The sequence below is a fragment of the Alteromonas sp. RKMC-009 genome (assembly GCF_003584565.2).
Taxonomy (GTDB): domain Bacteria; phylum Pseudomonadota; class Gammaproteobacteria; order Enterobacterales; family Alteromonadaceae; genus Alteromonas.
On the sequence record NZ_CP031010.1, the window covers coordinates 1852866 to 1866683 of the forward strand.

General features: G+C 48.7%; 12 protein-coding genes and 4 tRNA genes. 8 read left to right on the top strand and 8 right to left on the bottom strand.

Annotated features, from left to right (window positions below; all coding sequences use genetic code 11):
• The first annotated feature begins 124 nt into the window (after positions 1 to 124).
• From DS731_RS08140 to DS731_RS08150, 3 genes are all read left to right on the top strand, one after another.
• Entirely contained in the window at positions 125 to 814 is a 690-nt protein-coding gene (locus DS731_RS08140) for an SDR family NAD(P)-dependent oxidoreductase (protein WP_119500854.1), read from the top strand.
• 229 nt (positions 815 to 1043) lie between these two features.
• The gene (locus DS731_RS08145; protein WP_119500855.1) at positions 1044 to 1532 is read left to right on the top strand and encodes a low molecular weight protein-tyrosine-phosphatase; all 489 of its coding nucleotides are present in this window, start codon (positions 1044 to 1046) and stop codon (positions 1530 to 1532) included.
• A 356-nt stretch (positions 1533 to 1888) separates the two neighbouring features.
• Positions 1889 to 3235 carry a class II 3-deoxy-7-phosphoheptulonate synthase gene (locus tag DS731_RS08150; protein WP_119500856.1) on the top strand — a complete coding sequence of 449 codons (1347 nt, stop codon included), beginning with the start codon at positions 1889 to 1891 and terminating at the stop codon, positions 3233 to 3235.
• A gap of 6 nt (positions 3236 to 3241) precedes the next feature.
• On the opposite strand, the gene DS731_RS08155 is transcribed toward DS731_RS08150, so the two are convergent.
• Positions 3242 to 3583, bottom strand: a complete 342-nt coding sequence (locus tag DS731_RS08155; protein ID WP_119500857.1) for a hypothetical protein — start codon at positions 3581 to 3583, stop codon at positions 3242 to 3244.
• 67 nt (positions 3584 to 3650) lie between these two features.
• Here DS731_RS08155 and DS731_RS08160 point away from each other — a divergent pair, with 67 nt between their 5' ends.
• Together DS731_RS08160 and DS731_RS08165 are read left to right on the top strand one after the other, a co-directional pair.
• Entirely contained in the window at positions 3651 to 4040 is a 390-nt protein-coding gene (locus tag DS731_RS08160) for a DUF3224 domain-containing protein (protein WP_119500858.1), read from the top strand.
• A gap of 196 nt (positions 4041 to 4236) precedes the next feature.
• Entirely contained in the window at positions 4237 to 5874 is a 1638-nt protein-coding gene (locus DS731_RS08165) for a rhamnogalacturonidase (protein ID WP_119500859.1), read from the top strand.
• A 46-nt stretch (positions 5875 to 5920) separates the two neighbouring features.
• On the opposite strand, the gene DS731_RS08170 is transcribed toward DS731_RS08165, so the two are convergent.
• Positions 5921 to 6133: a DUF3820 family protein gene (locus DS731_RS08170; RefSeq protein ID WP_119500860.1), complete on the bottom strand. Its 213-nt coding sequence runs from the start codon at positions 6131 to 6133 to the stop codon at positions 5921 to 5923.
• Positions 6133 to 7920, bottom strand: coding sequence for an ABCB family ABC transporter ATP-binding protein/permease (locus DS731_RS08175; RefSeq protein WP_119500861.1), 1788 nt, complete (start codon positions 7918 to 7920; stop codon positions 6133 to 6135). The genes DS731_RS08170 and DS731_RS08175 overlap by 1 nt, the downstream gene beginning before the upstream one ends.
• 186 nt (positions 7921 to 8106) lie before the next feature.
• On the opposite strand from DS731_RS08175, the gene moaA reads away from it, so the two are divergent.
• Complete coding sequence (moaA, locus tag DS731_RS08180; protein WP_119500862.1) at positions 8107 to 9075, top strand: GTP 3',8-cyclase MoaA; 969 nt, start codon at positions 8107 to 8109, stop codon at positions 9073 to 9075.
• A gap of 23 nt (positions 9076 to 9098) precedes the next feature.
• Complete coding sequence (locus DS731_RS08185) at positions 9099 to 9656, top strand: GNAT family N-acetyltransferase (protein ID WP_119500863.1); 558 nt, start codon at positions 9099 to 9101, stop codon at positions 9654 to 9656.
• A 23-nt stretch (positions 9657 to 9679) separates the two neighbouring features.
• Here the strand turns inward: DS731_RS08185 and DS731_RS08190 are convergent, their stop codons facing one another.
• From DS731_RS08190 to DS731_RS08210, 5 genes are all read right to left on the bottom strand, one after another.
• Positions 9680 to 11305, bottom strand: a complete 1626-nt coding sequence (locus tag DS731_RS08190) for a response regulator (protein WP_119500864.1) — start codon at positions 11303 to 11305, stop codon at positions 9680 to 9682.
• A gap of 247 nt (positions 11306 to 11552) precedes the next feature.
• Positions 11553 to 11628, bottom strand: a tRNA-Val gene (locus DS731_RS08195).
• Positions 11629 to 11749: 121 nt separating this feature from the next.
• Positions 11750 to 11825, bottom strand: a tRNA-Val gene (locus tag DS731_RS08200).
• Positions 11826 to 11875: 50 nt separating this feature from the next.
• A tRNA-Val gene (locus DS731_RS08205) sits at positions 11876 to 11951 on the bottom strand.
• Between the two features lie 36 nt (positions 11952 to 11987).
• Positions 11988 to 12063: transfer RNA gene (locus DS731_RS08210), tRNA-Val, on the bottom strand.
• 301 nt (positions 12064 to 12364) lie between these two features.
• Between DS731_RS08210 and gltX the strand changes: the two genes are divergently transcribed.
• A complete protein-coding gene (gene gltX / locus DS731_RS08215; RefSeq protein ID WP_119500865.1) occupies positions 12365 to 13774 on the top strand; it encodes a glutamate--tRNA ligase in 1410 nt (469 codons plus the stop codon).
• Positions 13775 to 13818: the final 44 nt, after the last annotated feature.

Genomic DNA, 13818 nt, shown 5'->3' on the forward strand with positions numbered 1-13818 from the left:
TCCTTGTCATCTGAGGTTTACGGCTGTTCTGAACGGGATTGCATGGACCGTGGTTGAACCTTGGCGGTAGTGGCGCGTACCCAACAATACAACTGACTTTATTCACTGGATGACAGGAGACATTATGACCTCAACTGTACTGGTAACCGGCGGTAACCGCGGTATTGGCCTGGAGATCGTTCGTGGCTATGCGCAGGCGGGCTTCAAGGTGTTGCTTGGCTGCCGGGATGAGGAAGCCGGCGAAGAGATTAAGAAGGACATTGTCGGCAAAGACATTCAGATAATAGAAATTAACCTGTCCAATGAAGCGGCAGCTAAAGAAAATATTATGCGTGCTCAGGCCATTTATGGCGGTGTGGATGTGCTGGTAAATAACGCCGGTGTACTCCATGAAGAAGACTGGCAGGACGTGTCTTCTGATTCACTGAAAGAGGCTATGCAGGTCCACGTAAACGGTCCGCTGACATTGATTCAGCAAATTCTGCCCGGCATGCGTGAAAGGGGTTATGGTCGCATCGTCAATGTCTCATCGGGGTGGGGTGCTTTCTCAGAAGGGATGGAAGGGCCGCTGGCCTATGCCGTCAGTAAAGCTGCACTGAATGCGCTGACGAAACACCTTGCCGCCCAGGTGGCCGGCGAGAAAAATATAAAAATTAATGCCATGTGTCCGGGCTGGGTACACACCCGCATGGGAGGACGTGATGCACCGCGAACACCACAGCAGGGGGCTGAAACCGCTGTCTGGCTGGGACAGCTTGGTGAAGACGGTCCTTCCGGACAGTTTTTCCGAGATAAAAAATCTATCGGCTGGTGAGTATTTGTTGTCCGGCTTTATACCGGAGGCGGGCTGTATGTGCGGCCTGCTTAAATCTTCGCTTACACCATCATCGTTAAGAATTCGTTTATGAACAGGCCAAATTATGGCAGTCTATGCGGCGAAATTGTGGAAAGGATTTTCCTTAGGGTAGTACAGCGGGTCTGAACCGGACGCCGGTCATAACTGGTCGCTTCACAGATAGACCGCAGAAATTAAGAAAATTGACATGTTTAAGTCGAAGAAGAAAACATCAGTGCTTTTTGTGTGCCTGGGCAATATTTGCCGTTCACCCACGGCTGAGGCCGTTTTCCGTCATAAAGCGAAAGCGGCGGGTTTAGATCTCAAAATTGATTCGGCCGGTACCCACGGTTATCACATCGGAAAGCAGCCGGATGGTCGTTCGGTATCAGTGGGCGTCCAGCGTGGCTATTCATTTAAAGGCATTAAATGTCGCCGTGTAGAAGACAAAGATTTTACTGATTTTGATTACATCATGGCCATGGACACCAGTAACTATGAGAATCTGATGAAAGTGAGTCCTGAGGAAGAACTGCACCGTATTCATTATTTTCTCGACTTTGCTCCGGGCGATGAAAAGGAAGTGCCGGATCCGTATTACGGCGGGAAGCAGGGCTTTGAACTGGTGCTGGATTTAATCGAGCAGGCATCGGATGGTTTTATCCGTCATCTGAAGCAACAAAAGCCGGCCGGCTAGGTTATAGCGGGCTGTAACGCCCGCTAAAAATCTTCGTCGTTATCTCTGTTATAAGCCATCGCAAAAAACTCACCAAATTTCTGTGATGAAACCTCCGGCAGCGGTTGAATTGTGGTAGACTCCCGCCAGGTGTTTCATATAAAGACGTAGCTGTCAGCCTTATTGGCCGCATGATACGCAATAAAGTACATTCAGGTTCATCATTGCACTTCGCAACCTTTCTGCTGAACCCGTTACACAAATCAGGCTACACCAACAGAGACATGCATGAACTGATGCCGTTGAAGCGGCACCGGTTGTATCGTCCGGGGACATCAATTTTTCTGTGCCATCGCTGCCAACAATGAGGAGAAAGCGTGAGTAACTGGCAACCTGACAGCTGGAGATCAAAACCGATCCTGCAGCAACCTGAATACGATAATCAGGAACAAGTCGCTTTTGTAGAGCAAACATTAAGCAAATATCCGCCACTGGTTTTTGCTGCTGAGACACGTGAGCTGCGCCGTCAGCTAGGTGAAGTGTGTCAGGGAAAAGGTTTTTTACTGCAGGGCGGTGACTGTGCCGAGTCTTTTGACGAGTTTAATGCGCCTAAGATCCGTGACACGTTTAAAGTCTTGCTTCAAATGGCAATCGTGATGACTTTTGCCGGCCGTTGTCCTGTCACTAAAGTTGCCCGCATGGCCGGTCAGTACGCCAAACCGCGCTCTTCTGACTACGAAACGATTAATGGTGTGACATTGCCCAGTTACCGTGGCGATATCATCAACAGCTTTGAATTTACCGCAGAAGCCCGTCGCCCGGATCCGAACCGTCTGCTGGATGCTTATCATCGCAGTGCGGCTACGCTAAACCTGCTGCGCGCATTTGCTCAGGGTGGTCTGGCTGACTTAAACGAAGTTAACCGCTGGAATATGGCGTTTCTAGAGAATAACCCGCTGAAAGACCGTTATTCTGACATTGCCAGCCGTATTCAGGATTCTCTGGAATTTATGAAGGTGATTGGTCTGAATGCGCTGAACACGCCTTCATTGCATGAAACCAGCCTGTTTACATCTCATGAAGCACTGTTACTTAACTACGAACAGTCTCTCACCCGTATCGACACGTTAACCGGTAAGCCGTACAACTGTTCTGCCCACATGGTGTGGATTGGTGAGCGTACCCGTCAGCTTGATCATGCCCACGTTGAGTTTTTCCGTGGTATTCATAACCCTATCGGTGTGAAAGTTGGTCCGACGATGGATGAGGATGAGCTTATCAGACTGATTGACGTGCTGAACCCGGATAATGACCCGGGTCGTCTCACTTTCATTACCCGTATGGGCGCAGATAAGCTGGAAGCGAACCTGCCGCGCTTACTGCGTCGTGTTAAAGCTGAAGGCCGTAACGTGGTGTGGAGTTCAGATCCGATGCACGGTAATACGTTCTCGGCATCAAGTGGTTATAAAACCCGTAACTTCGATGCGATTTTAAGCGAAATTCGTCAGTTCTTCGCAGCCCACGAAGCTGAAGGTACTCATGCCGGTGGTGTGCACCTGGAAATGACAGGTCAGCATGTTACCGAATGTACCGGTGGTGCTTATGAAATTTCAGATGAAGATTTGAAACAGGCATACAAAACCCAGTGTGATCCGCGTTTGAACGCCGATCAGGTTCTGGAAATGGCGTTTCTGGTCGCAGACCATTTACGTAAAGGCGCCTAAGCCTGTCTATTTCCCGCTGGCGGCAAAAGTCGCCAGCGCTTCTTCTCTTTCCTGCTCTGTTAACACACCGGTAAAAATGGTGTTTCTTCGTAACGCATTCCAGCGTGGCTCATCGCTGAGTAACTGTGCTTTGAATGCTTCCGCGTCATGTTTTAATTCCAGCATGCTGTGCCACAAAAGATAACTGCCGTAACGCAGGAGCTTTTGCTGATAACGGGCTTCCAGCGTTTCTTCTGCCTGCGCGATCAGCACCGGATTACTTATTACCTTGTCAGCAATTGCCCGGTGGATTTGCAGTATACGGTTGTCGATATCCGCATCCCGTTGCCTTCTTGACCTTGAATACATCTTGCTACTTCTTAAGGTTGCTGTATGGTTATACAGTGTCATTCTAACTCATTACGGAGAAAGTACAATGGAAGTGCAGGGCAAATTTGATGTGTCGTTACAGCCGGCTGAAGGCTTCATGACAGCTAAAGACGGGATGAATCCCGGTCGTATGACCATAGAAAAAACATTTTACGGCGCCCTCAGTGCCACAAGCAAAGGCGAAATGTTATCCCTGATGACAGCTGTTCCCGGTTCCGCAGGTTATGTGGCAATAGAAATTGTGTCCGGAACATTGAACGGAAAGTCAGGCTCATTTGCTTTGCAACATTTCGGCGTGATGGATAAGGGCCAAGACTCCCTTATTTTAAAAGTGGTGCCGGATTCCGGCACAGAGGCGTTAACCGGGCTGTCGGGTGATATGAAAATCATTCGGGAGGGGGGGGAGCATAGTTACGTATTCGACTATTCGTTGTAGACATTCCCGTGGGGGACTGCCGCTCTGCAATCATTTACAAAAGCGCAGGTACTCCCTACATATTCAGATATGGAAGTTTCTGATTATTTAAGCCGTTGTAACAGGCTGCATCAGCAGTTTCAATTGACGAGAAGTTTGCTCTGTCATTAGCATGATTTTTTATGGTGGCTTTTAAATTTACCGGCGGACGTGTTACATGCGCAGAGTGTTCTTTCAGATGTCTTTACTTTGGCTAACCGGCTTCATCCAGAACGTGCAGGCTCAGGACATGCAGGGGTACTACAACGTCAGGGACTTCGGAGCCGTTGGCGACGGTATAAGCAGGGACACAGATGCGATTAATGCTGCCATCATCGCTGCCAGCAGGGATGGTGGGGGAACGGTGTATTTTCCGGCAGGCATTTACGCGAGCTTCAGTGTTGAGCTGAAAAGTCAGGTTGATGTTCACCTTGCGAATGGCGCAACGCTGCTGGCCGCTACACCGCAGGATGAGAGCGAAGGATATCTGAAACCTGAGGCCAATATCTGGGGTGAAAAATATAAGTATCAGGATTTTGGTCACAGTCATTTTAGAAACAGCCTGCTCTGGGGCGAAAATATTCACGATGTCACCATTTCCGGCAGCGGACTGATCGACGGTAAGGGGCTGTGGAAAGGCTTATACCCGCCACTGGGGCCGGCACCTTCAGCCAATCCGGGTAACAAAACCATTGCGATAAAGGGCGGCCGGAACATTACATTCCGGGATTTCAGTATTTATCGTGGTGGACACTTTGGGATCCTCGCCACTGCCATTAACAACCTGACCATCGATAATCTGCGCATTGACACCAACCGCGATGGCATTGATATAGACGTGTGTAAAAATGTCCGGATAAGCAACGTGGTGGTTAACAGCCCCAATGACGATGCTATCGTGTTGAAAAGTTCCTATGTGACGGGCAAAGCCATCGCTACCGAAAATGTGACCATCAGCAACAGTATTGTCAGTGGTTACGCCATGGGTACCATGCTTGATGGCACTTATCAGCCAATGAAAGGCACTGCACCGGATGGTGACGGGGCAACGGGCAGGATAAAGCTGGGCACCGAGTCTAACGGTGGTTTTAAACGCATTACCATTACTAATGTGGTCTTTGATCACAGTCGCGGTCTGGCGCTGGAAACCGTAGACGGCGGCATTATTGAAGATGTCGTTGCATCCGGTCTGGTGATGAACCGGGTGAGTAATTCTCCCATTTTTATTTATAACGGTGCACGCATGCGCGGGCCGGAAAATACGCCGCCGGGTGCTATTCGCCGTGTGCTGATCAAAGATGTAACGGTAAGTCATGCTGACGGGCGTTTTCCGGTGATCATACAAGGGTTGCCGGAATCGCCGGTGTCTCAGGTAACCCTGAAAGATATGTATCTGATCGCCGGCGGCGGACTGACGCAGGAAGATGTGCTCACTCAGAAACCTGATCACGTCAGCGCCTTTTTTGCCCTGAAAGAAAAGGAACCGCGACATTCGCCTTTTGATGTGCCGGAGCGTCGTGCAGCCTATCCTGAACCTGCAATGTTCGGGTTATTACCTGCTTCCGGTTTGTACATGCGGTACGCACAGGACATTACACTTGAAAATATCAACCTGCAGCTTGAAGCGCCTGATACCCGTTCTGTGCTTGTCTTCGATAGTGTCAACGACATCACGCTGCGGAATATGACGTTGCCGGGGCGCGCGCAGAAAGACCAGATCACTGTAATTGAAAGTCGTGATATCAGATTATCTTCCCACGGGCAGAAACCTGAGACGCTTTCAGCAGACAAAGCAACCGGCTTCAGCGGTTTCTGAATTCAGCAGGTTCTGAATGACAGACTCCGTGACTCCGACGTTGCTGTCAGTCCTCAAGCAAGGGCTCTGCGACAGCCTCCAGCCCGTTTAATTTGATCTCGTACATCAGAGCCAGTTGTTCGCCAAGCTTTCCCTGCGGGAAGCCTTGTTTGTGAAACCACACCAGATAAGGTTCCGGCAGATAGAACAGTTTTCTGCCGGCATATTTGCCGAACGGCATTTGTGCGTTAACTGCGGTTTTTAAGAACGCCGGATCCATTAGTCTTCCTGTTTTTGTTGTAGTGTCCACAGGCGTGCGTATTCGCCTTGCTGCATCAGCAATTCCTGATGGGTACCCTGTTCTGCCAGTTCACCCTGTTTTAGTACAAGAATGTTACCTGCATCTGTAATGGTTGATAACCGGTGTGCAATCATAATCGTAGTGTGTCCGGAAGCAAGCTCAGACAGGGCCTCCATGATGGCACGCTCAGCACCGCTGTCCAGAGAGGAAGTGGCTTCATCGAAAAGCAGTACGGGCGGATTTTTCAACACTGCACGGGCGATGGCTACCCTTTGCTTTTCTCCGCCGGAGAGTTTTAATCCCCGTTCACCCACACGGGTTTCGCCCTTCTCAGGCAATTGAGCAATAAAGCTGTCCAGATGGGCGGTACGAATCGCCTGTTCGATATCCGCATCACTGGCATCCGGGTTACCGTAGCGGATATTTTCCAGCAACGTATCGTTAAACAATACGGTGTCCTGGGGGACAATACCCAGCTTTTCTCTCAATGATTGCTGCGACACTTTCCGGATGTCCTGTCCGTCAATCAATATGCGCCCCCGGTTTGTGTCGTAAAAGCGGAAAAGCAATTTAACAAGCGTCGATTTACCGGCACCGCTGGCACCCACAATGGCCACCTTTTCACCTGGCTTGATGGTAAAACTGATATTTTTGAGGATTGGTCTGTCATCGCGGTAAGAAAAGCTGACATTCTCAAAACAGATTTCTCCACGGGTGATGTTCAGTGGCGGTGCACTGTCTTCATCTTGCACTGAAGAACGGGTATCCAGGAGGGCGAACATATTGTCTATGTTTGCCATGGAACCGCGGATCTCCCGGTAAACGAACCCTAAAAAGTTTAGCGGCATAAATATTTGCATAGTAAATGCGTTTATTAATACAAAATCACCGATGGTCATGTCGCCCCGTGCGACGCCGTAAGCGGCGTTTGCAAGCATGGCCGTCATTGCCACTGCGATGATAAACGCCTGACCGCCATTCAAAGCAAATAACGATAACCGGTTTTTACGTCTGGCCTGTTCCCAGTCAGCAAGGTTATTGTCGTAACGGTTGGCTTCATATGCCTCATTGCTGAAGTACTTCACTGTTTCAAAGTTCAGTAAGCTGTCTACCGCCCTTGAATGGGTTGATGAATCAGCCTGATTCATGGCATGAACAAAGCGCGTACGCCAGTTTGTTGCTTTCATGGAATAAGCTACATATGCAATGACGGAGGCAAGGATAATAGTGGCAAAAGAAAGGCCAAACTGAAAAAAGAGCAGGCCGGTTACAATCAGAATTTCCAGCAGAGTAGGGCCGATATTGAATACCATAAACCGCATCAGAAAGCTGATGCCGCTGGTACCGCGCTCTATATCCCGCGACAAACCGCCGGTCTGACGGTTCAGATGGAAAGATAAATCAAGGTCATGCAAGTGTTTAAAAACCCGTAGCCCCATACGTCGCATGGCCCTTTCAGTGACCCGTCCGAACAGCGTGTCTCTGACTTCACCGATGATCACGTTAAGCAATTTCAACGTACCGTATGCCACAATTAATGCCAGAGGCACGGCAACCAGACCGGTGGCCGCATCTTTTGTGTTCAGTGAATCGACTGTGTATTTAAGTACATAGGGCAGACCGATTGCTGCAAGCTTTGCCGCGATCAGGCAGGCCAGTGCGATGGCAACGCGGCTTTTAAACTCAAGTAAATAAGGCCAGAGCTGATTCAGCACGTGCCAGCGCACCGGAGTGTCCGGTGAAACATTAAATCGGGATGGTCTCATCGTGAAAATGTGGTGTACGACTGTATGTAAATAAGAGTACCGCAAAGCGTTGCGCGCTCAAAGTTTCACGTTAAACGCATTTTTTGTGTTCATGACGACATAGTTCTTTCGTGGTAAAGTGCTAATCTGAATTGTTTCTTTCATTTTCCTGTCTTTACAGGGCCAATGCTAAGCGGGAGTGTCTTTTTGTTACAGGACAACTTTGGTCGCCGGTTTCATTATCTGCGTTTATCCATCACAGAAGCATGCAATTTTAAGTGCCAGTATTGCCTGCCTGACGGATACCACGGGCCTTCTGACGACACATTTCTTACGCTGCCTGAGATAGATACGCTGGTACAGGCCTTTGCCGGTCTTGGCACATCTAAAATCCGGATCACCGGCGGTGAACCCAGCCTGAGGCGGGATTTTACCGACGTGATTGCACTGTGTAAGAACACTAACGGCATTAATAAAGTGGCGACCACCACCCACGGCGGACGCCTGGCCAGAGATGCACAAAAATGGCGTGATGCCGGTCTTGATCAGGTTAATGTGAGCATTGACAGTCTTGACCCCCGCCAGTTTGCCGACATTGCCGGACAGAATAAATTAACTCAGGTGCTGGATGGCGTCAGTGCTGCCATTGATACCGGCATGACTGTGAAAGTGAATTCTGTTTATCTTAAACATTTTGCCGGTAAACAACTTCAGCAGTTTAAAGACTGGTTGAAAGACACGCCAATTACCTTACGTTTCATTGAGTTGATGGAAACCGGTGATCATCCTGAATTCTTTGCACAACAGCACTTATCCGGCGGGCCGCTGAAGCAACAGCTGCTTAATGAAGGCTGGATGCCGGTATTGCGCAGCAAAGATGCCGGTCCGGCGCAGGAGTTTCATCATCCGGATTACGCAGGCCGCATTGGGCTCATCATGCCTTACAGCAAAGATTTCTGCGCCAGTTGTAATCGTCTCAGGGTGGCCGCAAACGGCAAGTTACACCTCTGCCTGTTCAGTGAGCACGGTATTGATATCCGCCCTTATCTGCAGCAGGGTGATGTGCAGGCATTAATGGCACACTTGCAGCAGTTGCTGACTCAGAAGCACGCGACGCATTATCTGCAGGATGGTAATACCGGAGCAACGTCACATCTTGCGATGTTGGGCGGCTGATTACCGTCCGCGGGTAGCAAATCATGCACATTCCTCATACAAAAAGATTGTCCTTTCATTTTGTCACCGCAGATGACGCAGAGTTTTTGTGGTCGGTGGATCAGGATGAAGCCGTGATGAAGTACATCAATGGCGGTAAAAAAACATCTATGGAGACGATTCGGGAACAGTTTATTCCGCGGATCCGGGCGTTTTCTGATGAAGCGAAAGGGTGGGGGCTTTGGCGGGTGAGTGCTCTGGAGTCACCACAGGAAGATCTGGGTTGGATTCTGGTGCGGCCCTTCGGATTTTTCACCGGTGAAAGGGATGATAATAATCTGGAGCTGGGCTGGCGCTTTCACCGCAAAACCTGGGGAAAGGGGATTGCCACCGAAGCTGCAGCACAGGTCAAACAGGCGTTATATGTTAACGGGACAAACCAGTTTTCAGCCATTGCACTGCCGGATAACAAGGCATCAGTAAACGTAATGGAAAAGCTGGGTATGACGTTTTCGCACCGTTATCTCTATTCTGATGCAGTGTTCAATGATGAAGTCGTGGTTTACCGGCAGACACTGTTACCAGCAAAACCGGTGTGCTGAGAAACCGTCAACTGATCAGGTGATTAAAGGCCGCTGAGACTACTTTTTACCCGGTGATAGCGGCGTTCCTGTTCATCTGTCAGGGTGGCCGACTCCAGCGTTTTCATGCAGTTGAAAATTATTTTTTTATTGTCTTCTGTTTGCCTCGCAGGGTTATCCCTGATCTCAGACGCGGTGGTTTGCAGCAGATTCAGCGCTATGGCAGGGTTCTTTGGCATAACCGTAAATGCCTGGCGGAAGGCAATAAGCGCATTGGCTACATCGCCTTCGCGGAAATAGTTTACAGCCGTGTTGTTCAGCGCTTTCGGGCTTTCTGCAATCTCCCGTTTCTCCTGCTGTTGCTGCTTCAGATAATGCATAAACAGCGCACTTTGATTTTCATCGGTAACACAACGCCGCTCAACTTCATCCAGAATCGCTAACGCATGCTCCTGCAAGCCAACCTCATGAAAAGCTTTCGCTCTGTCCATCAGGGCTTCAGTATTCTCATGGCTCATATCGGCATTTTGTAACTGACTCAACAGCATGCGGGCTTTATCGGTTTCATCTTCAAGATAATACAGCCTGGCATCAATGACTTTTAGTTCACTGTCTACCTCTGCTTTCGGAAACGCTTCTTTCATCTGACGGATAAAGTCCTGCGTTTGCCTGACCAGTTTTCCTGTCTCTGCTGCGTCGGCGGTCATGGCAAAATCAATGCCCGCGCGGGCCACGTTGAGGTAATTTTCTGGTTTGTCGTGAATCGAATGCTTAGCGTATTTTACCACCCGTCTTGCTGCGTCAAACTGCGCAGGGAAATCGTGGGTGATCTTAGACAAATCCACGGCCTGTTTATGCCGGTGCACATTACGGGGAGAGATTGAGGATGCCAGAGTGACAGACTCCAGCGCATCATCGAACTCCTGTTGCTTTATCTGCAACGCCGCCAGTAAATCGTAGGCGCTGAGCATGGCGTCCGGCTGAAATGCCAGCCTGAGGATAAGCTTTTCCGCTTCATCATCTTTATCCAGTTGCAGATAGCAACGAACCAGTCCCAGCTTTGCCCAGGTAAAATCCTGCACATTGATGATGGCCTGATAAAAATCAGCGGCTTCTTCAAAGTGTTCGCATAAAAGCAATAATTCGCCTTTTGTTCGCAGGGCCAGCGGGAAAAATTCAGCGTTATTGGGCTCCGTCAGAAAGCGCTCAAGTTCGTCAAGTGCCCCTTCGAAATCCCCCTTGTCCATCAACGCATAAACATCTTTGAGCGCTTGTTTGCGAACCAGTACGCGACTCAGACGTTTATCCAGCTCTTTTACTGAGAACGGTTTGGCAAGAAACTCGTCCGGTTGCAGTTCAACGATGGAATGAACGATCTCAGCAGTAGTGTCTGAAGAAATAAAAACGAACGCAGTGGTCAGAGGCAGGATCTTGTGGGCTTTGAGTTGTTCGTAGAGAAAGTAACCTTCCTTTTCTTCCCGCAGATCATACGCGCACACGACAAGTTCAAAGGTTTCTTCTCTTATCAGGCGCAGGGCTTCGTCAGCTTTATCAATATAACTGATTTGCTGGAACCCGAGTTCTTCCATTGTGTATTTCAAATATCCCTTCGCCAGGATCTGATCATCTACAATCAGAACACGAATAGCGCGGGCAAGCTTGATATTCATCGTGCGTGTTACTACCTGTCCATAGTAATACATTGTGCTGTTTTTGTATCGGCAGCATCCTGCAAAACTATTAGGAAAATCAACTGCAATAGTTAATCAGCACCTTAGCACGGTTTGAAATACAAAGAGAATGGGAAAGTTAACAGGGAAGTGGTGGACGTCTACTGTGTCTCGCAACGAAGTTGTTGAGCCAGTGAACGGACAAGTTACTTGATATATAAACGAAATAAGGAATATAAAAAGGAAGTGGTGGACGCTACTGGACTTGAACCAGTGACCCTCGCCTTGTAAGGGCGATGCTCTCCCAACTGAGCTAAGCGTCCGAATTTTTTGCTGCAACAAATTTTTAAAAGGGAAGTGGTGGACGTCTACTCGAAGCTCTTATTAAAAGAATGCAACGAAGTTGTTGAACCAGTGACCCTCGCCGTACCAATTCAAAAGAATTGGTGGACGCTACTGGACTTGAACCAGTGACCCTCGCCTTGTAAGGGCGATGCTCTCCCAACTGAGCTAAGCGTCCGGTAATTTGTTGCTAAAAGAAAGAAACTGCTCACAGTGATAGTGAGAAAGTGGTGGACGCTACTGGACTTGAACCAGTGACCCTCGCCTTGTAAGGGCGATGCTCTCCCAACTGAGCTAAGCGTCCTCTTTCTTTTCAAACAGCCCACCGCTCAAGGCGAAGTGGTGGACGCTACTGGACTTGAACCAGTGACCCTCGCCTTGTAAGGGCGATGCTCTCCCAACTGAGCTAAGCGTCCGCTGTTTGTTACCTGTCCGTGCTGGACAAGTGGGGCGGTATTATAGGGTTGCATTCGATGGTGTCAACAACAAAATTACGGAAAAATGACTGCCTGATTGAATTCCGATCAATTCGCAGGGTGCTGATGTTTCTCTGTCCGGTGGGTGACGGAATTTTGAGCACTAAATGAAAATCCCGTCCATTATTTCGCAGTTAACCGCTGATATTAAATAATGGCACGATAGCTGGCTTTTGCCGCGCCGGATTGGCTGGTAGAATGCACGCAATTTTTTACTTCCATTTAAAGATAGAGAAACTACATGTCTGTCGTAACGCGATTTGCTCCCAGCCCTACAGGCTATCTTCACGTTGGTGGTGCCCGTACTGCACTTTATTCCTGGTTATATGCAAAAGCCAAAGGTGGCGAATTTGTTCTTCGTATAGAAGATACCGATCTGGAACGTTCAACAGAAGAAGCCAAGCAAGCCATTCTTGATGGTATGCAATGGCTGGGTCTGACCTGGGATAAAGGTCCGTATTATCAGACACAACGTTTTGACCGTTATAAAGAACTGATTCAGCAAATGTTGGATGAAGGTAAAGCTTATAAGTGCTTCATGAGTTCAGAAGAACTGGATGCCATTCGTGAAAAGCAAAAAGATAACGGCGAGAAGCCCCGTTATCCCGGTACATGGCGTGATCGTACAGATCACCCGGAAGGTCAGCCTTTTGTTATCCGTTTCAAAAACCCGCAGGAAGGCACGGTAGTTATTAACGACCATATCCGTGGCAAAATCGAAATCAGTAATAAAGAGCTGGATGATCTGATCATTCAGCGTTCTGACGGTTCGCCTACTTATAACTTCTGTGTTGTAGTGGATGACTGGGATATGGGTATTACCCACGTAGTGCGTGGCGAAGACCACATTAATAACACGCCACGCCAGATTAATATCCTGGAAGCATTGGGTGCGCCGGTGCCTGAATACGCTCACGTATCTATGATTCTTGGTGATGATGGCAAGAAGCTTTCTAAGCGTCATGGTGCTGTGAGTGTAATGCAGTATCGCGATGATGGTTATCTGCCGCAGGCGGTACTTAACTATCTGGTTCGTCTGGGTTGGTCTCACGGTGATCAGGAAATCTTCTCACTGAAAGAAATGATTGAATATTTCGATCTGGATGCCATTGGTCAGTCTGCTTCTGCTTTTAATACTGAAAAACTGGTATGGCTGAATCAACACTACATGAAAACGCTGCCGGCCAGTGAGGTTGCGTCACGTCTGAAATGGCATTTTGATGAGATGAATATCGATTTGGCAGCCGGACCGGCATTGGAATCGGTTATTGCTATTCAGGCTGATCGTGTCAAAACGCTCAAAGAGCTGGCGGAAATCAGTACTTACTTCTATGTGGACTTTGAAGATTTCGATGCGAATGCTGCGAAAAAGCATCTGCGACCTGTTGCCAAAGAGCCTCTGGAGATGGTTAAAGATAAGTTGTTGGCTATTGAAGAATGGAATCCGGAAAATATCGGTGCTGCTATTAATGCGGCGGCAGAATCTCTGGGTGTGGGAATGGGTAAAGTCGGTATGCCTCTACGTGTTGCAGCAACCGGAAGTGGTAACTCTCCGTCGCTGGATGTAACGCTGAATTTGCTCTCAAAAGCCAAAATTGAAGAGAGAATAAACAAAGCGCTTACTTTTATAGCAAACAGAGAAAATTCCTAAAAAAACCGTTGACAGGGCAGTGGGGTATGCCTAGAATGCGCCCC